Here is a 17,528-nt window from a genome sequence, read left to right as displayed (position 1 = left end):
AACTCTGGTCGACCGCCTTGCATGGGACCAGAGTAAGCGCTAAAGCGCTAACTCTGGTCGACACAGGAGAATTGCTTGAGCCGCTATTGGAGTGACATCGTTCATCGTCTGACGCCGTATGTGCCGGGCGAGCAGCCCGCGCTCGCGCATCCGGTGAAGCTGAACACCAACGAGAATCCCTATCCGCCGTCGCCGCGCGTGCTCGATGCGATCCGCCGGGAGCTTGGCGACGCTGGCGAATCGCTGCGGCGCTATCCCGATCCGACCGCGCTCAAACTGCGCGAAACGGTGGCCGCTTACCACGACATCCGCGCAGACCAGGTGTTCGCGGGCAACGGCTCGGATGAAGTGCTGGCGCTCACGTTCAAGGCATTGCTGAAGCACGATCAGCCGCTGCTGTTCCCGGACATCACGTACAGCTTTTATCCGACCTACGCGCGGCTCTTCGAAGTCGATTATCGGACCATCGCGCTCGACGACAGCTTCGCGATCAACGTCGACGACTACACGGCGCCCAATGGCGGCGTGCTGTTCCCGAACCCGAACGCGCCAACCGGCCGTCCTCTGCCGCTTGCCGACATCGAGCGTCTGGTGACAAGCAACGCGCAATCGGTCGTCGTGATCGACGAGGCTTACGTGGATTTCGGCGCGGAGTCGGCCATTGCGCTGATCGACCGCTATCCGAACCTGCTGGTCGTTCAGACGACCTCGAAGTCGCGCTCGCTGGCCGGCATGCGCGTAGGTTTCGCGTTCGGTAATCCGGCGCTGATCGAAGCGCTGAACCGCGTGAAGGACAGCTTCAACTCCTATCCGCTCGACCGCCTCGCGCAAGCCGCCGCCACCGCCGCGTACGAAGATGACGCGTGGTTCCGCGCCAACTGCGCCAAGGTGATTGCGAGCCGCGAGCGGCTGGCGGCGGGACTGACGGCGCTCGGCTTCGAGGTCATGCCATCAGCGGCCAATCTGCTGTTCGCGCGCCACGAAGGCTACGACGCGGCCACGCTCGTCTTGCGCCTGAGGGAAAAGGAGATTTTCGTGCGTCATTTCAAGGCGCCGCGAATCGACCAGCATCTGCGAATTTCCGTCGGCACCGACGCCGAATGCGACATTCTGCTGGACGCGTTGCGCGATATCTTCAGCGCTCACGTCGGCTAGTCCGCGCACGACGAAAACGCGCCGCGGCAAAAGAAAAACGGCGAGGCCAAAGCCTCGCCGTTTTCTCATCGACACTGCAGATTTTATGCGCTCTTCACGGCTTGCAGGGCATGATACTTCGCCAGCAAGCCGTCGGGCGTTTCCAGGTGGTCAGGGTCGCGCGGAATACACTCGACCGGGCACACCTGGATGCACTGCGGCTCGTCGAAATGGCCGACACACTCGGTGCATTTCTTCGGGTCAATCACGTAGATTTCCGGGCCCATCGAAATCGCGTCGTTGGGGCACTCAGGCTCGCACACGTCGCAATTGATGCACTCGTCGGTAATCATCAGGGCCATGCTTCTCTCACTTCGTGCCGGCGGCAGCCGGCTTTGATCCGTCAAACCGACAGTTTACGCCGGTTACGGCTGCGCCGCAGAAGCGCCGTTGTTTGGATCCAGCGCGGCAACTTTCTCGTGCAGCCATTTTTCGACCGACGGGAACACGAATTTGCTGACGTCGCCGCCCAGCTGCGCGATCTCGCGCACGATCGTGCCCGAAATGAACTGGTACTGGTCGGACGGCGTCATGAACATGGTTTCGACGTCAGGCAGCAAATAGCGGTTCATGCCCGCCATCTGGAACTCATATTCGAAGTCCGAGACGGCGCGCAGGCCTCGCACGATCACCCGTGCGTTATTGCTGCGCACGAAGTCCTTCAGCAGTCCCTTGAAGCTCATCACCTGGACGTTCGGGTAGTGCCCGAGCACCTCGTGAGCGATGTCCAGACGTTCTTCGAGCGTGAAGAACGGCTTCTTGTTGCGGCTATCGGCAACGCCCACCACCAGCGTGTCGAAAATGCTCGACGCGCGCCGAACGAGGTCTTCGTGACCGCGCGTCAGCGGGTCAAACGTGCCCGGGTACACGGCGACTACCATGAGACTTCTCCTCTCTTCAGACAAAGGGCACGTCAAAAGCGTCGCGACGCATTTGGCACCGACCGCGCTCGTGACGTCAAACCGCCCGGCGCCTGTTTTAGAACGCGCATTATTCCTTATTTTCGCGCTGCAGCAAATGAAAGTGGACAGCGCCCGCTTTCCCCTGCCGCACGATTTCCCAACCGGCGAGCGTCTCGTTCCCGTCGAGTTCGAGACCGTTGCCCGCTTCCACGTACAGAAACCCTGCCGCGCTGACGAGCGGCACGGCCAGCGCGAGCGCTTTGCCGAGCAGGTCGCCGTCGAACGGCGGATCGAGGAACACCACGTCGAAGGAGCCGGGCGCGAGACTCGCGGCGAGACGCAACCCGTCCGCCTCGGCAATTTCGATCGTGCGTGCGGCCAGCCGTTCCTGGTTCGCGCGCAACTGGCCGGCGGCACGCGCGTTGCGCTCCACCATCAGCACCCGCGCCGCGCCGCGCGACGCGGCCTCGAAGCCCAGTGCACCACTGCCGGCGAACAGGTCCAGACAGCGCTGTCCGTCGAGGCGCTGGCCCAGCCAGTTGAACAGCGTTTCGCGCACGCGGTCGGGCGTGGGGCGCAGGCCGTCGAGATCGAGCACAGGCAAAGGCGTGCGCTTCCAGTCGCCGCCAATGATACGGATGGCGTGCGGCTTGCCGCCTTTGGATGAAGCGCCGTGGGCGCGTGAGGGTGCGGAACGAGGCATGCAGTTTCAATGACGTGATGAATGCACCCGCGACGTCGATGCGCGCGGGGTCCGAGCGACAACGTTACCACAGGGGCGGCCCGCGTCCAGCCTGGCCGACCGGCCGATACGACGGGTGGCGGCGCGCCTGATAAAATGTGCGGCTTCCAGCGCCTCGCATCCCGCGCTTTGTCTACCCCTGCAACGCTGCCTGCTGCTCCCGCCGGTCTTGTGCCGGCTGCGCGCATCGGCGCGCGCTCTCACCACGCCAGATCATGTTCAGCTTTTTCAAACGATTCAAGGGTTCGAAAGAGTCCGATACCGCGGCAGACGAATCGCAGGCGGCACCCGAAGCCTCGACGCCCGAGGCCGCCGCAGCGGTGCCGGCAGTGCCGGTCGTGCAGCCGGCTCCGCGTCCTGCAGCCTCCGTCGGCATCGAAGCGCCGACGCCCGCCCCGGCCGCAAGCGTGCCGGAGCCTGAGCCGGAACTCGAGCCGGCCCCCCCCGCCTTGGAGACCGTCGAAATCGTCCCGCCGCCCGTGCAGGACGCGGGCGCGAAACGCTCGTGGCTCACGCGCCTGAAAACCGGCCTGTCGAAGACGAGTTCGAGCCTGACCGGTATTTTCGTCGGCGCGAAGATCGACGAAGACCTGTACGAAGAACTCGAAACCGCACTGCTGATGTCGGACGCGGGCGTCGAGGCCACCGAATTCCTGCTCGAGTCGCTGCGTGAGAAAGTGCGCAGCGAGCGCCTCACCGATCCGCAACAGGTCAAGGGCGCGCTGCGCACGCTGCTGGTCGACCTGCTCCAGCCGCTGGAAAAATCGCTGATGCTCGGCCGCGCGCAACCGCTCGTGATGATGATCGCGGGCGTCAACGGCGCGGGCAAGACCACCAGCATCGGCAAGCTCGCCAAGCATCTGCAGAGCTTCAATCAATCGGTGCTGCTGGCCGCGGGCGACACGTTTCGCGCCGCCGCGCGCGAGCAGCTGGCGATCTGGGGCCAGCGCAACAACGTGACCGTGGTATCGCAGGAAAGCGGCGACCCGGCGGCGGTAATCTTCGACGCGGTCGGCGCCGCGCGCGCGCGCAAAATCGATGTGATGATGGCGGACACGGCCGGTCGTCTGCCGACCCAGCTGCACCTGATGGAAGAGTTGCGCAAGGTGAAGCGCGTGATCGGCAAGGCGCACGACGGCGCACCGCACGAGGTGCTGCTCGTGATCGACGCGAACACCGGCCAGAACGCGCTCGCGCAAGTAAAGGCCTTCGACGACGCGCTCGGCCTGACAGGCCTGATCGTCACCAAGCTCGACGGCACCGCGAAGGGCGGCATTCTCGCCGCGATTGCGCGGCAGCGTCCGATTCCGGTGTACTTCATCGGCGTGGGCGAAAAGGTCGAGGACTTGCAGCCGTTCAGCGCGGAAGAGTTTTCGGACGCATTGCTGGGCGGTTGAAACTCCCGCCCGCGCAAGGTTCGGCGCACGCGCCAGCAAAAAGGGCACTCCACGGAGTGCCCTTTTTTATTCAACCACCCTGTCACTCGGCGTCCGGCTGCACACCAGGCGCTGCGCGGGCGAACGCGTCGATCTGCATCGCGTGGTCGTAGATGCGCTGGATCGTCGGAAACCGCGTCGTGTCCACCTTGAAGCGCTGCGCATTGAACACCTGCGGGATCAGACAGGCGTCGGCGAGCGTCGGCGTATCGCCGAAACACAGCTTGCCGGTGCGCGCGTTGCCGGCCAGATGGGCTTCGAGCGTCGCGAAGCCCGCCTCGACCCAATGCCGATACCAGGCGTCCTTCGCGTCGTCGTCGACACACAGCGTGTGCTTCAGATACTTCAGCACCCGCAGATTGTTCAACGGATGAATCTCGCACGCGACCTGTAACGCCAGAGAACGAACGTACGCGCGGTCGCCCGGCGCCTTGGGCAGCAACGGCGGCTCGGGATGCGTCTCCTCCAGATACTCGATGATCGCAAGCGACTGCGGCATCAGCTCGTTGCCGTCGACGAGTGTCGGCACGATGCCATCCACATTCACCTTGCGATACTCCGGCTTCAGTTGCTCGCCGCCGTCGCGCACGAGGTGCACGGGCACATAGTCGTACGGCAGCTCCTTCACGTTCAGCGCAATGCGCACGCGATAGGACGCCGAGCTCCGGAAATAGCTGTAGAGCTTCATGTAGTCTGTCTCCTCCAAGCCGCCGCCTGTCAGACGACGCGTACGCTGAACTCGCCGAGTCCGTCCACACCGCCCTTCATCAGATCGCCCTTCACCACCGCGCCGACGCCTTCAGGCGTGCCGGTGAAAATCAGATCGCCGGGCTGCAATTCGAACAGCGTCGACAAATAGGCGACCGTCTCCGGCACCAACCAGATCAGCTGCGACACGTCCGAGCGCTGCTTTTCCTCGCCATTTACCGACAACCAGATCGCGCCGTTGCCAACATGGCCGCTCGCCGTCACCGGATGGATCGGGCCGAGCGGAGCCGAGTGGTCGAAGCCCTTCGCGGTATCCCACGGACGGCCCAGCTTCTTCGCTTCGGCCTGCAGATCGCGGCGCGTCATGTCGAGACCGAGCGCATAGCCGTAGACGTGGTCGAGCGCGCTTTCGGCCGGAATGTCCTTGCCGCCTTTGCCGATCGCGGCCACCAGTTCCATTTCGAAGTGGACGTTTTTCGACTGCGTTGGATACGGGAATTCGCCCGTGGCGCCGGGCGCGACGTACAGCACGGCATCGGCTGGCTTGGTGAAGAAGAACGGCGGCTCGCGGTCGGGATCGTGACCCATCTCGCGCGCGTGTGCTTCGTAGTTGCGTCCCACGCAGTAGATGCGACGCACCGCGAACTGCTCGCTGGAACCCACAACCGGCACCGCCACCTGCGGTGCGGGTGCAAATACGTAACTCATCCCGTTCTCCGTTGCTTGATTTGTGCCGACGAGGCGGCGAGAAAACATCGAGTGTAACGCGCGGCAAAGCGCCGCGCGCGGCAGTCGGACAGGCGCGCGCCCCGGCGGACGGCCGCGCGCCGCGCGCCGCGCGCCGCGCGCCGCGCCTCGCAGGATCGCCATAGATGCGATACTGACACCCAACAACGACCCAACAGCTTCCCTTGAATACCGTTGGTGAGCCGCCAGCGCGCGGCACGCCTTCACGCCCCCTTGCGCCCGATGACCGACACCGCCATTGACACCCCGTTCCCCTGCGCCCGCTTCATCAAGGAAATCGGCCGCGGCCCGAATGGCGCCCGCGCGCTGACCGCCGACGATACCCGCGCGCTCTACACCGCAATGCTAGATGGCCGCGTAGCCGAGCTCGAACTCGGCGCGGTGCTGCTCGCTTATCGCGTGAAAGGCGAAACCGCCGACGAACTCGCCGCGATGCTGGCGGGCGCGCACGCGTCGTTTGAGCCGATCCATTTGCCGCACGGCGCATTCCGGCCCGTCTCGATCCCCACCTACAACGGTGCGCGCAAGCAGCCGAACCTGGTCCCACTGCTGGCCCTGCTACTGGCACGCGAAGGCGTGCCGGTGCTGGTGCACGGCGTCACCGAAGATCCGGGCCGCGTGACGAGCGCGGAGATTTTCACGCATCTGCAAATCCAGCATGCGCGCTCGCACGCCGATATCGAAGACGGTCTCGCCGAGCACCGTCTCGCGTTCGCGCCGATCGACGTGCTCGCGCCGAAGCTCGCACGCCTGCTTGCGCTGCGACGGCGCATGGGCGTGCGCAACTCGACGCATACGCTGGTGAAAATCCTGCAGCCGTTCGCGCCGGCGGGGCTGCGCCTCGTGAACTACACGCATCCGCCGTATCGCGACAGTCTCACCCAGTTGTTCAACTCGCATCCGGATGCGGCCGTGGGCGGTGCGCTGCTTGCGCGCGGCACCGAGGGCGAAGCGGTGGCCGACACGCGGCGTCAGGTGCAGGTGGACTGGCTGCACGACGGCATCTGCGAAACCCGCGTGCCGCACGAGCGCTCGTCGCCCGAGGCGCCGGAAGTCGACTTGCCCGAAGCGCGCGATGCCGCCACCACGGCCGCGTGGATCAGCGCCGTGCTGCGCGGTGAAGCGCCAGTGCCGAGCGCGATCGAACGGCAAGTGGAACTGATCGCGGACGTCGCGAAAATGCCGGTGTGAAGCGTTGAAAACGAAGTTGAAGTCGTGGTCGACGCCCATGCGTGAGCCGGCGTGGCACGCTCCTGTGGCAGGAGCTAGCGCGAGGAGGCTGGGGTCGCGGGTTGACACACCGCTTCAGACCACAGTACACGAGACGCGACCGGCCTGACGATGTGAACCCAAAAGGCTTACTCGAGCGCGCACCGCGTGGCCTGCCACGCAATCAGGCGCCACTGCCCGTCTTCCTGCGTGTGAATCGCGGTGTAAGCGATCGGAAACAGCAGCGCGCCGTTATTCGCCTCCATCTCGATCAGCGCGCGGCCGGTGACGACATACGTTTCCCGTCCGGCCGGCAGCACCTCCTGCGACTGCACTTCGATCTGCCGATAGCGGCGGCGTCCTCCCGTAATCCCGTCGATGAACTGCCGCTTCGTTTCGCGTTTGCCATTCGTGTGCACATAGCTCACGTTGTCCGCGAGCAGCGTGTCGAGCGATTGTCCGTCGCCTTCGACCATCGCACGAAAGCGCTCTCGCTCCAGCCCGCGAATCGCTTCGATCATCTTTGCCGCCATTGCTCAGCCCCCACACCGGTAAGCCACACGCGGCCTCGGTCGTCAGAAGTTATATTGCAAATATAGCTGGCTGAAATTTATACCAGGATTTGGCTCTTTGATACCGCCGTTGGAAATATGCTGGAAGCGGTAGCCCGCGAGGTACTGCTGGCGGCGCCCGAACTGCACGCCGACGCCCGCGATCTCGGCGAACTGGAACGCGGTGCCGAGCGTGAAGTCCGAAGCAATCCGGGGGCTCGACAGGAGGCGGACGCCAGCGCCTACTTCAACGAAGGGGCGAACCGATCCCGATACCCTGATGAAGCGGATCACAGGCGTCACGCCGATCTCGGCGATGTCGCCGTGCACGTTCGCTTCATCGGTATGCCACCAGGCCGCGTGCGCTTCGCCGATCAGCGCGAAATGCCAGTCACCCATCTGCCACCAATACAGCCCTGGATCCCAAGCCACGCCGAAGTCAAGTTTCTTGACGTGACGATCGCCCGCGCCGACAGCGACCTGCAGCCCAAACGGACCGGCGGACGCTAGAGCCGGTGCCACGAGTAACAGGCCAGCCACGACGCTTTTTAGAGCCAGACCACGTAAAACATTGTTTTTGTTGTCCATCTAACACCCGAAGCTGCCGAGGTTAAAAATGCATAACTGTTTTGCCTATTCTAGAGAGAAAGTCGATTTCGTGGATCGTATGAAAAATACTTATTTTTCGCAATTAGTCACTTCAGATCCCGCAAATATCGGTCGTTTATAAGAGCGTAATCCGATGAGCGGGTAATTTCTACGCAGCGCGCAACATTGCTCAGTTGGTGTACCCTATGGCTATTGAAACGAGAATTTCAATAGGACTTTGCGGAACTCGGATGCCCCTACTCCCTCTAAGTATTAGCACTCCCCAAATCAGAGTGCTAACATCCATCGCTGGAGTCGTTTACTGAATACGCTTTTGTCTGATTCCAAAGGAGTTTCCCACGTGAGCCATGCAATGACCCTTCCGAGTGTTTTGAGCCCGTCGTCGGCTAAGGCCGCTTCGGCAGGTGCACTGGCGCTCTCGCATTCCTCGCTGCTGCCCGGTCAACTGGGCAATATCGACGCCTACATCCAGGCCGTTAATCGGATTCCGATGCTGACGCCGGCGGAAGAACGCCAGTTCGCCACCGAATTTCGCGAGCAGGACAACCTGGAGTCCGCGCGCCGTCTCGTGCTGTCGCACCTGCGGCTGGTCGTATCGATCGCGCGCAACTATCTCGGTTACGGACTGCCGCACGCCGATCTGATCCAGGAAGGCAATATCGGCCTGATGAAGGCCGTGAAGCGCTTCGATCCGGAGCAGAACGTGCGCCTCGTGTCGTACGCGATGCACTGGATCAAGGCTGAGATCCACGAATACATTCTGCGCAACTGGCGGATGGTGAAGGTCGCCACCACCAAGGCGCAGCGCAAGCTGTTCTTCAACCTGCGCAGCCACAAGCAGGGTTTGGGCGCCTTCACGCCGGACGAGATCGAAGGTCTCGCGAAGGAACTGAACGTGAAGCGCGAAGAAGTCGCCGAAATGGAAACGCGCTTGTCCGGCGGCGACATCGCGCTGGAAGGCCAGGTCGAGGACGGCGAAGAGTCGTATGCGCCGATCGCCTATCTCGCCGACTCGCATAGCGAACCGACTGCCGTGCTGGCTTCGCGTCAGCGTGACCGCCTGCAAAGCGATGGTATCGCCAGCGCGCTGGACGCGTTGGACGCCCGTAGCCGCCGCATCATCGAAGCACGCTGGCTGAAGGTCGAAGACGACGGTTCGGGCGGCTCGACGCTGCACGAACTGGCTGACGAGTTCGGCGTGTCCGCCGAGCGTATCCGGCAGATCGAAGCGAGCGCAATGAAGAAGATGCGCGGCGCACTGACCGAATATGCATAAGGCCTGAAGCTGTCAGCACGCCGGTTCGCCCGACGTGCGCCACCCGGCCTCGAGCCCCGCCCTCGCAAGACGGCGGGGTTTTTTTCGCCCGCGCGGCGACGCACTCGCGCACGCCCACACCGGCTGGATGAAATGGCCTGACGACGGCCTGACGCCGCAGCTTTCTTGACGTATCACAAACCAGATAGCAATACTGGACAAACGCGGCGAGTTTAGCGACTCAATGCCGCACTGCCGAATCGATGCGCGCGAGGTTCCGCTCCTAAAATCGGGATGCACTCGCCAGACCGCTCAGGCGGCCTGGATCCAGCCGGGTTCACCGGTGTGAAGTCGCTTTCGACCGACTATGACCATAGCCCTCAATCGCAATACCCCTCTCCGGCCGCGCTGGCGCAAGCGGCTCGCCGCCTGGGTGCGCGGTCCCACGCTGGCGCGGGATATCGCCATCGTCCTCGCCATCAAATTCGTTCTGCTGATGGCGCTCAAATACACCTTTTTCAATCATCCGCAGGCGGAGCATATGTCGCTGCCGCCCGAACAGGTCGCGCAGGCGCTGCTGTCCGCGCCTGCCTCGCATTCGTCTCAAGGTGATCAACATGCCCGTTAGCGAAGTCGTAGAACTGTCGCGCCTCCAGTTCGCCATCACGGCGCTCTATCACTTTCTGTTCGTGCCGCTCACGCTCGGCCTCGCATGGTTGCTCGTCATCATGGAGTCCGTCTATGTGATGACCGGCAAACAGATCTACAAAGACATGACCCAGTTTTGGGGCAAGCTGTTCGGTATTAATTTTGCAATGGGCGTCGCCACGGGTCTCACGCTCGAATTCCAGTTCGGCACCAACTGGGCGTACTACTCGCATTACGTCGGCGACATATTCGGCGTGCCGCTCGCCGTCGAAGGCCTGATGGCCTTCTTCCTCGAATCGACGTTCGTCGGCCTGTTCTTCTTCGGCTGGAAACGGTTGTCGAAGGTACAGCATCTGATCGTCACGTTTCTCGTCGCGCTTGGCTCGAACCTGTCGGCGCTGTGGATTCTCGTGGCCAACGGCTGGATGAACAATCCGGTCGGCGCCGTCTTCAACTACCAGACCATCCGCATGGAACTCGACAGCATCGGTTCCGTCCTGTTCAACCCGGTCGCTCAGGTGAAGTTTGTGCACACGGTGTCGGCCGGGTATGTGACCGCGGCGATGTTCGTGCTCGGCGTGTCGTCGTGGTATCTGCTGAAGCGCCGCGATACCGAATTCGCGCTGCGCTCGTTCGCGATCGCCGCGGGCTTCGGCCTCGCGTCGACGTTGTGCGTGATCGTGCTCGGCGACGAATCCGGCTACCGCACCGGCGAAGTTCAGCAGGTGAAGCTGGCCGCGATCGAATCCGAATGGGAAACCGCACCGGCGCCGGCGCCGTTCACGATCTTCGGCATTCCGAATCAGGCGGAGCAGCGCACGGACTACGCGATCCGGGTTCCGTACGCGCTCGGCATCATCGCCACACGCTCGATCAGCGAGCCGGTGGTGGGTCTGAGAGACCTGATCGCACGCAACGAAGGGCGCATCAAGAACGGCATGCTGGCCTACGCCGCGCTCCAGAAGTTGAAACAAGGCGACGCCACCGACGAAGCCCATGCCGCCTTCGAACTCCACAAGCAGGATCTCGGCTACGGCTTGCTGCTCAAACCGTTCACGGCGAACGTGACCGACGCCACACCGGATCAGATCGCCCAGGCGGCCAAAAGGACGATTCCACCGGTCGCACCGCTGTTCTTTTCGTTCCGCCTGATGGTCGGCCTGGGCCTGCTGTTCCTCGCGACCTTCATCCTGGCGTTCTGGTTCTGCGCGCAACGTACGCTCCTGCTGGAAAAGCGCCGCTGGTTCCTGCGCTGGGCCGTGTGGGCAATTCCGCTGCCCTGGCTCGCAGCCGAATTCGGCTGGATCGTCGCGGAAGTGGGCCGTCAACCGTGGAGCATCGCCGGTATTCTGCCGACCAGTCTCGCCGCGTCGAATCTGGTGCCACGCGATCTGTATCTGAGTATCGCCGGCTTCGTGCTGTTCTACACCGTGCTGTTCATCATCGAGATCATGCTGATGTTCAAGTACGCGCGGCTCGGCCCTTCGTCGTTGCATACGGGCCGCTATCACCACGAAGTGAAAGAGCCGCTCGTCCGGCCGCTGTCGCCCAACCCGGCTGCATGATTCACCACCGCTCTGTTCCAAGGGAAAGTTCATCATGGATTACGCAACCCTCAAGCTGATCTGGTGGGTATTGATCGGCGTGCTGCTGATCGGCTTCGCGCTCACGGACGGCTTCGACATGGGCGCGGCGATTCTGCTGCCGTTCATCGGCAAGACCGACGCCGAGCGGCGCATCGTCGTGAACACGGTCGGCGCGACGTGGGAAGGCAACCAGGTGTGGTTCGTCACCGCAGGCGGCGCCATGTTCGCCGCGTGGCCGCTGGCTTACGCGGCGTCGTTCTCCGGCTTCTACTTCGCGATGCTACTGGTGTTGTTCGCGCTGTTCTTCCGGCCGGTCGGCTTCGACTACCGCGGCAAACGTGAAGACCCGCGCTGGCGCGCCGCGTGGGACTGGGGACTCTTCATCGGCGGCTTCGTGCCGGCGCTGGTGTTCGGCGTCGCATTCGGCAACCTGTTGCAAGGCGCGCCGTTCTCGTTCGATACCGACCTGCGCGTCACCTATCACGGCGGTTTCTTCGGTCTGCTTAATCCATTTGCGCTGCTGTGCGGCCTCGTGAGCGTCGCGATGCTGGCCGCGCATGGCGCCGCCTTCGTGAAGCTGAAGTCGGATGGCGTGATCGCCGCGCGCGCGTCGCTGGCGCTGCGCATTGCAGCGGCGAGCGGCGTGATGCTGTTCGTGGTGGCCGGCGCGCTGGTCGCCACCATGATCCCCGGCTATCAGATCGTCGACGCCCCGCCGCTCGACGCGGTCGCCAATCCGTTGATGAAGACCGTGATCAGCGCGCCCGGCCTGTGGCTCTCCAATTACGCGCTGTATCCGTGGACGGTGATCGCGCCCGCCGCCGCACTGGTCGGCGGCTTGCTGGCGGCGCTGCTTGCGCGCTCACGCTTCGAGAAGAGCGCGTTTCTGTCGACCGGGCTGATGATCATCGGCGTGATCCTGACGGCGGGCTTCTCGATGTTCCCGTTCATCATGCCCTCCTCGCTCGACGGCCGCAGCAGCCTGACCATGTGGGACTCGACTTCGAGCCGCCTGACGCTGGAGATCATGCTGTTCGCCGTGATCATTTTCCTGCCGATCATCCTGCTGTACACGAGCTGGGTGTATCGCGTGCTGCGCGGCAAGGTGACCGCCGCGGCGCTCAAAGAGAATCACCATACGATGTATTGAACGGCACTACGCTTAACAGGAGTTCGTGATGTGGTATTTCAGTTGGCTGCTCGGTATCGGTGTCGCGTTGGCGTTCGGCATCATCAATGTGATGTGGCTCGAATCGGGCAGGTCGTCGGAAGCGGTGAAAATCAAAACGCACTGATGCAGGACGAACCGGCCTCGAGCCGGTCAACGCAAATGCGGCACCTTGAATCAAGGTGCCGCATTTTTTTGCTGGCTTATCGCCGCCTCATGATCGCTTTACTGCCGCATCAGCGAATGCACAGCATGGCAAGCCGCTTCGTTAGCAGCCCTGCACGCTTTACGCGGGCAACGGCGTTGCGCCGCCGCTTTCCGACATCCGCGTCGCCAGCCGCGCGGCATAGCGCTGCGCCGCTTCGCCGACGACGATGTGAAACGTGTCGCCAGAGATCCATGCGGTGTCGAGCGAGGAAAGACGCTGACGATCGACCGCCGACGGATCACGCACCACGATACGCAGACGCGTCGACGCCACTGCATCCAGCGACACCACGTTGCCCGCGCCGCCGAACACGGCGAGCCAGCGCAGCGGATCCGGGTCGAGCGGGCCGGCAGCAGCACCCGTGGTAGCACCTGCACCCGGCGCGCTTGCAGCACTCGCAACGACAGCAGCCGGAGCAGCGGCCACCACCGGCGCCACCACCTCACCACCACCCTGCGCGATCACCGTACGCATTTCGTCCGCGATGATGTCCGCTTCCGGTCCGATGATCACCTGCACATTGTTCGAGCCGCGCTTGAGCACGCCGCGCGCGCCAATCGTCTTCAGTTCGCTTTCAGAGACCTTGTTCGCATCGACCACCGACAGACGCAGACGCGTCGTGCACGCATCCACCACCGACAGATTCGCCGCGCCGCCGAGCGCCGCGATATAGCGTTGCGCGCGCGGCACGGCCGCACCGGCTGCTGGCGAAACGAAGCCGCCCGCCGCGAACGACTCGGCCTGCTCATCGGCGGCAGCGGGTTCGCGGCCCGGCGTCGCCATGTTGAACTTGCGGATGAAGAAGCGGAATAGCCCGTAGTAGGCGACCGAATACACGAGGCCGATCGGAATTGCCCACCAGCCCTTGGTCGACAGGCCGAAGTTCAGCACATAGTCGATGAAACCCGCAGAGAACGTGAAGCCGAGGTGAATGCCGAGCGCCGAGCAGATCGCGAGCGACAGCCCCGTCAGCAGCGCATGGATCACGTACAGCACCGGCGCGAGGAACATGAAGCTGAATTCGATCGGCTCGGTCACGCCCGTCAGGAACGAGGTCAATGCCATCGAGAACAGCAGGCCGCCGACCACCGCGCGGCGCTCCTTCGGCGCTTCATGGAACATCGCGAGACACGCGGCCGGCAGGCCGAACATCATCACCGGGAAGAAGCCGGTCATGAAGGTGCCCGCGGTCGGGTCGCCCGCGAAGAAGCGATGCAGGTCGCCCGTCACCGCTGCGCCGCCCGGCGGCGTGAAGGTGCCGAACACGAACCACGTCAGCGAGTTGAGGATGTGATGCAAGCCCGTGACAAGCAGCAGCCGGTTCAGCACGCCGAACACGAATGCGCCGAGCGCGCCTGCGGTGGTCAGCCAATGCCCAGCCGTATCGATGACGGCCTGCACCGGCTGCCACACGTAGCCGAACGCTATGCCGAGCCCGAGGCAGACCACCCCCGTGGCAATCGGCACGAAGCGTTTCCCTCCGAAGAACGCGAGGTAGTCGGGCAGCTTGATGTCCTTGTACTTGTTGTACAGCAAGCCCGCGACGATACCCGCCACGATCCCGGACAACACGCCCATATTGAGCTTGTCGTTGATGTCCTTCATCACCGCGATCTGCACCAGATAGCCGATCGCACCGGCAAGCCCCGCGACACCGTTGTTGTCTTTCGCGAAACCGACCGCCACGCCGATCGCGAACAGCAGCGGCAGGTTGTCGAAGATCGCGCCGCCCGCGTCGGCGATCATCTTGATGTTGAACACATCGGGCTGGCCAAGGCGCAGCAGCAGGCCGGCAACCGGCAGCACCGCGATAGGCAGCATCAGCGCGCGTCCCAGGCGCTGAATCTTCAGAAACGGATTCCCATCCATTGATATCTCCAATCCTTGTCTCGTGGTCGAACGTCGTCGTTGAGTTTTTGTCGCTATACGAAGTAACTGTGCGAAGCTGGTTGCGGACTGTGTGGGTTCAGTCCAGAGGCCAGGTTTCGCGACTTACTGCTCTTACCGCCTGCGCCGATTCGAGCGCGAGAGCATCCTGAGCGCGTTGACGGCACAGCTGATAATCGAGGTTGCGCACCCGCGCCTTGATGCCCGGCACCGACACCGGGTCAACCGACAGTTCGGTCACGCCGAGGCCGACGAGCAGCGGCATCGCGAGCGGATCGCCCGCCAGCGCACCGCACACGCCGACCCATTTGCCATGCTTGTCCGCGCCCTGCACGGTGGCCGCGATCAGGCGCAACACGGCCGGGTGCAAGCCGTCGGCCTGCGCGGCGAGATCGGCCTGGCAGCGGTCCATCGCGAGCGTGTATTGCGTGAGATCGTTGGTCCCGATCGACAGGAAGTCCGCGTGTTGCGCGAGTTGATCGGCCAGCAGCGCCGCCGACGGCACTTCGATCATCACCCCCACTTCGATCGGCTCCGTGCGGCCCGCTTCACGCGCCAGTTCGTCGATTCGCTTGCGGATGCGGATCAGCTCGCCGACATCGGTGACCATCGGCAACAGGATGCGCACCGAGCCGAGCGGCTGTACCGCGAGCAAGCCGCGCAACTGATCGTCGAGCAGATCCGGGCGCACCTGGGCGAGGCGAATGCCGCGCAGGCCGAGCGCCGGGTTCGGTTCGGGAGGCAGCGTGAGGTAGTCCACTTCCTTGTCCGCGCCGACATCCAGCGTGCGAATGATCGCAGTGCGGCCGCTCAATGCGTCGACGATTCCCTGGTAGCTCTGACGATGTTCGTCGGTGGTCGGCGCCGCCGCGCGATGGATGAACAGCAGTTCGGTGCGCAGCAGGCCCACCGCATCGGCGCCGTTGTCGACGGCGGCTTTCGCGTCGTCGAGCGTGGCGATGTTCGCGGCCACTTCGATCGCGCGGCCATCGGACGTCACCGCGGCTTGCTGCGACGTGCGGCGATTCGCTTCGCGCACGTCGGCAAGACGGCTGCGCTCGCGGCGAGCCCGTTCGACGTCGAGCTCGGTCGGCGCGAATTCGAGGCGGCCGGTGCTCGCGTTCACCACCACTTGCGTGCCTGGCGGGATCGCATGCAGCGCGTCGCCGAGCGCGACCAGCGCAGGAATGCCCGCCTGGCGCGCGAGAATCGCCGCGTGCGAGGTCGCACCGCCACGCGCCATTACCAGCGCGGTGACGCGCGAGCGATCCAGCGACGACAGATCCGAGGGCGTGAACTCTTCCGCGGCGAGCACGGCTTCTTCCGGCAACGTGCGCGCGGCGGCGTTCGTATAGCCGAGCGCGCGCACGACGCGCTTGTCGATGTCACGCAGATCGGCGGCACGTTCCGCGAGCAAGGCGTCTTCCACCTTGCTCAGGATGCCGATCTGTGCGCGGATCGCCTCGCGCCAGGCAAAGCCGGCGCTCTTGCCGAGACTGATCAGATCGCGCGCGGCGTCGAGCAGCGTGGGATCTTCGAGCAGTACGCGATGCACCGCGAAAATGCCCGCTTCGCCGTGCGCGCCGCGTTGCGACGCGTCGCGTACGGTCATGTCGAGATCGGCGTCGACGGTGGCGATCGCTTTGTCGAGCAAACGGCTTTCAGCGGCGGACGTGCCGCTTGCCTGCTCCGGCGGATCGATGTCCGCATCGTCCCAACGCACCAGCTTGCCGACCGCAATGCCCGGCGCCGCGCACACACCGGCGAGCGTATTCGGCGCGAGCGCTTCGCCTGCCGCACGCGCAACCGCCTGCGGCGCAGGCGAACTTTGCCGCGCCGGTTTCTCTTCGACTTCGCCGTGTGCTTCGCGCGTCAGTTCATGAGCGATCGCGTCAACTGCGGCTTGCGCTTGCGGACCGACACCGAGCAATTCGACGCTCGCGCCCTCGCCCGCGCCGAGCCCGAGCAGTCCGACCACGCTTTCGATCGCCGCTTTACGCCCGTCGTATCGCACTTCGACGCGCGCATCGAAACCGCGCGCCGCTTCGCGCGCACGCGCGGCAGGCCGCGCATGGAGACCGCCCGCGTGAACCAGCGTGACCTGGCGGCGCGCTTCCTCCATTACCTTCGTCGCGCTGAGCTGGCGCGACGCGTCGGCTGCCGCGCCGTCTCGGGCACGCAGTATCAGCAGCGGCGTTTCCCCCGCCTTCAGCACACCACCTTGCGCACGCTCGACGATCTCGAACGCATCCGAATTGGCGATCGCGATTACCGACACGAGGCTCGGCGCATTCAACGCGACCTGATCCTGATCGAACTCGATCAGCACCTCGCCCGCACGCACGTGCGCGCCCTGCTCGACCATTGGCGCAAAGCCTTTGCCGTTCAGCTCGACCGTGTCGATACCGATGTGCAGCAAGATCTCGGCGCCTTCGGCAGTGGCCAGCGTGAGCGCATGACCGGTGCGCGCGAGATGGGTAATGGTGCCGTCGCACGGCGCGACCAGCCGTCCCTCCAAAGGATCGATGCCGATGCCGTCGCCGAACATGCCGCCCGAAAACACCGGGTCGGGCACCTGCGCGAGTAGCACGACCGGACCGGTCAGCGGCGCGAGCAAAACAATATGGCCTTCAGAATGGCTCTTCAAGCGGGACTCCTCGACACGTCGCATCTGATGT

At 64.0% G+C, this 17,528-nt stretch carries 17 protein-coding genes; 8 read left to right on the top strand and 9 right to left on the bottom strand.

All coding sequences use genetic code 11. From position 1 onward, the window contains the following. Nucleotides 1-75 precede the first annotated feature (75 nt). Nucleotides 76-1,155, top strand: coding sequence for a histidinol-phosphate transaminase (hisC, locus tag CIC12_RS19680; RefSeq protein WP_168666108.1), 1,080 nt, complete (start codon nt 76-78; stop codon nt 1,153-1,155). Nucleotides 1,156-1,238: 83 nt separating this feature from the next. On the opposite strand, the gene CIC12_RS19675 is transcribed toward hisC, so the two are convergent. The 3 genes from CIC12_RS19675 to rsmD form a co-directional block, all read right to left on the bottom strand. Next, entirely contained in the window at nt 1,239-1,496 is a 258-nt protein-coding gene (locus CIC12_RS19675; protein WP_168666106.1) for a YfhL family 4Fe-4S dicluster ferredoxin, read from the bottom strand. 63 nt (nt 1,497-1,559) lie between these two features. Beyond that, nucleotides 1,560-2,075, bottom strand: a complete 516-nt coding sequence (gene coaD / locus CIC12_RS19670) for a pantetheine-phosphate adenylyltransferase (protein WP_168666104.1) — start codon at nt 2,073-2,075, stop codon at nt 1,560-1,562. Between the two features lie 109 nt (nt 2,076-2,184). After that, nucleotides 2,185-2,799, bottom strand: coding sequence for a 16S rRNA (guanine(966)-N(2))-methyltransferase RsmD (rsmD, locus tag CIC12_RS19665; protein WP_168666102.1), 615 nt, complete (start codon nt 2,797-2,799; stop codon nt 2,185-2,187). A gap of 254 nt (nt 2,800-3,053) precedes the next feature. Between rsmD and ftsY the strand changes: the two genes are divergently transcribed. Beyond that, a complete protein-coding gene (gene ftsY, locus CIC12_RS19660; RefSeq protein ID WP_168666100.1) occupies nt 3,054-4,235 on the top strand; it encodes a signal recognition particle-docking protein FtsY in 1,182 nt (393 codons plus the stop codon). 82 nt (nt 4,236-4,317) lie between these two features. On the opposite strand, the gene maiA is transcribed toward ftsY, so the two are convergent. Continuing rightward, the gene (gene maiA, locus CIC12_RS19655) at nt 4,318-4,962 is read right to left on the bottom strand and encodes a maleylacetoacetate isomerase (RefSeq protein WP_168666098.1); all 645 of its coding nucleotides are present in this window, start codon (nt 4,960-4,962) and stop codon (nt 4,318-4,320) included. A gap of 29 nt (nt 4,963-4,991) precedes the next feature. After that, complete coding sequence (locus CIC12_RS19650) at nt 4,992-5,690, bottom strand: fumarylacetoacetate hydrolase family protein (RefSeq protein ID WP_168666097.1); 699 nt, start codon at nt 5,688-5,690, stop codon at nt 4,992-4,994. Nucleotides 5,691-5,951: 261 nt separating this feature from the next. On the opposite strand from CIC12_RS19650, the gene ybiB reads away from it, so the two are divergent. Further along, nucleotides 5,952-6,920, top strand: coding sequence for a DNA-binding protein YbiB (ybiB, locus tag CIC12_RS19645; protein ID WP_168666096.1), 969 nt, complete (start codon nt 5,952-5,954; stop codon nt 6,918-6,920). Between the two features lie 167 nt (nt 6,921-7,087). On the opposite strand, the gene CIC12_RS19640 is transcribed toward ybiB, so the two are convergent. Then, nucleotides 7,088-7,471 carry a nuclear transport factor 2 family protein gene (locus CIC12_RS19640; RefSeq protein WP_168666095.1) on the bottom strand — a complete coding sequence of 128 codons (384 nt, stop codon included), beginning with the start codon at nt 7,469-7,471 and terminating at the stop codon, nt 7,088-7,090. Nucleotides 7,472-7,513: 42 nt separating this feature from the next. Beyond that, nucleotides 7,514-8,077: an acyloxyacyl hydrolase gene (locus CIC12_RS19635; RefSeq protein ID WP_168666094.1), complete on the bottom strand. Its 564-nt coding sequence runs from the start codon at nt 8,075-8,077 to the stop codon at nt 7,514-7,516. Between the two features lie 361 nt (nt 8,078-8,438). Here CIC12_RS19635 and rpoH point away from each other — a divergent pair, with 361 nt between their 5' ends. The 5 genes from rpoH to cydX all read left to right on the top strand — a co-directional run bounded on the left by rpoH (nt 8,439) and on the right by cydX (nt 12,882). Continuing rightward, complete coding sequence (gene rpoH / locus CIC12_RS19630) at nt 8,439-9,374, top strand: RNA polymerase sigma factor RpoH (RefSeq protein ID WP_168666093.1); 936 nt, start codon at nt 8,439-8,441, stop codon at nt 9,372-9,374. A 346-nt stretch (nt 9,375-9,720) separates the two neighbouring features. Further along, complete coding sequence (gene cydP, locus CIC12_RS19625) at nt 9,721-9,981, top strand: cytochrome oxidase putative small subunit CydP (RefSeq protein ID WP_168666092.1); 261 nt, start codon at nt 9,721-9,723, stop codon at nt 9,979-9,981. Next, complete coding sequence (locus tag CIC12_RS19620) at nt 9,971-11,566, top strand: cytochrome ubiquinol oxidase subunit I (RefSeq protein WP_168666090.1); 1,596 nt, start codon at nt 9,971-9,973, stop codon at nt 11,564-11,566. Before cydP ends, CIC12_RS19620 begins: the two co-directional genes overlap by 11 nt. A 34-nt stretch (nt 11,567-11,600) precedes the next feature. Beyond that, nucleotides 11,601-12,737 carry a cytochrome d ubiquinol oxidase subunit II gene (cydB, locus tag CIC12_RS19615; RefSeq protein ID WP_168666089.1) on the top strand — a complete coding sequence of 379 codons (1,137 nt, stop codon included), beginning with the start codon at nt 11,601-11,603 and terminating at the stop codon, nt 12,735-12,737. Nucleotides 12,738-12,765: 28 nt separating this feature from the next. After that, nucleotides 12,766-12,882, top strand: a complete 117-nt coding sequence (gene cydX, locus CIC12_RS19610) for a cytochrome bd-I oxidase subunit CydX (RefSeq protein ID WP_168666087.1) — start codon at nt 12,766-12,768, stop codon at nt 12,880-12,882. A gap of 159 nt (nt 12,883-13,041) precedes the next feature. On the opposite strand, the gene nagE is transcribed toward cydX, so the two are convergent. Further along, the gene (gene nagE / locus CIC12_RS19605; protein ID WP_168666086.1) at nt 13,042-14,832 is read right to left on the bottom strand and encodes an N-acetylglucosamine-specific PTS transporter subunit IIBC; all 1,791 of its coding nucleotides are present in this window, start codon (nt 14,830-14,832) and stop codon (nt 13,042-13,044) included. A gap of 97 nt (nt 14,833-14,929) precedes the next feature. Then, complete coding sequence (gene ptsP / locus CIC12_RS19600) at nt 14,930-17,521, bottom strand: phosphoenolpyruvate--protein phosphotransferase (protein ID WP_168666084.1); 2,592 nt, start codon at nt 17,519-17,521, stop codon at nt 14,930-14,932. Nucleotides 17,522-17,528: the final 7 nt, after the last annotated feature.

Origin of the sequence: Paraburkholderia sp. SG-MS1, assembly GCF_012275575.1 — a bacterium.
Lineage (GTDB): Bacteria > Pseudomonadota > Gammaproteobacteria > Burkholderiales > Burkholderiaceae > Paraburkholderia.
The sequence above is the reverse complement of the archived record's forward strand: the minus strand, read 5'-3'. Positions and strand labels throughout refer to the sequence as shown.

Bases quoted from the DNA above. Each gene is read 5' to 3' on its own strand.
- rsmD (WP_168666102.1), bottom strand. From the start codon at position 2,799: ATGCCTCGTTCCGCACCCTCACGCGCCCACGGCGCTTCATCCAAAGGC.
- cydP (WP_168666092.1), top strand. From the start codon at position 9,721: ATGACCATAGCCCTCAATCGCAATACCCCTCTCCGGCCGCGCTGGCGC.
- CIC12_RS19640 (WP_168666095.1), bottom strand. From the start codon at position 7,471: ATGGCGGCAAAGATGATCGAAGCGATTCGCGGGCTGGAGCGAGAGCGC.
- ybiB (WP_168666096.1), top strand. From the start codon at position 5,952: ATGACCGACACCGCCATTGACACCCCGTTCCCCTGCGCCCGCTTCATC.
- ptsP (WP_168666084.1), bottom strand. From the start codon at position 17,521: ATGCGACGTGTCGAGGAGTCCCGCTTGAAGAGCCATTCTGAAGGCCAT.
- cydB (WP_168666089.1), top strand. From the start codon at position 11,601: ATGGATTACGCAACCCTCAAGCTGATCTGGTGGGTATTGATCGGCGTG.
- CIC12_RS19675 (WP_168666106.1), bottom strand. From the start codon at position 1,496: ATGGCCCTGATGATTACCGACGAGTGCATCAATTGCGACGTGTGCGAG.
- CIC12_RS19620 (WP_168666090.1), top strand. From the start codon at position 9,971: ATGCCCGTTAGCGAAGTCGTAGAACTGTCGCGCCTCCAGTTCGCCATC.
- CIC12_RS19635 (WP_168666094.1), bottom strand. From the start codon at position 8,077: ATGGACAACAAAAACAATGTTTTACGTGGTCTGGCTCTAAAAAGCGTC.
- nagE (WP_168666086.1), bottom strand. From the start codon at position 14,832: ATGGATGGGAATCCGTTTCTGAAGATTCAGCGCCTGGGACGCGCGCTG.
- coaD (WP_168666104.1), bottom strand. From the start codon at position 2,075: ATGGTAGTCGCCGTGTACCCGGGCACGTTTGACCCGCTGACGCGCGGT.
- ftsY (WP_168666100.1), top strand. From the start codon at position 3,054: ATGTTCAGCTTTTTCAAACGATTCAAGGGTTCGAAAGAGTCCGATACC.
- CIC12_RS19650 (WP_168666097.1), bottom strand. From the start codon at position 5,690: ATGAGTTACGTATTTGCACCCGCACCGCAGGTGGCGGTGCCGGTTGTG.
- maiA (WP_168666098.1), bottom strand. From the start codon at position 4,962: ATGAAGCTCTACAGCTATTTCCGGAGCTCGGCGTCCTATCGCGTGCGC.
- cydX (WP_168666087.1), top strand. From the start codon at position 12,766: ATGTGGTATTTCAGTTGGCTGCTCGGTATCGGTGTCGCGTTGGCGTTC.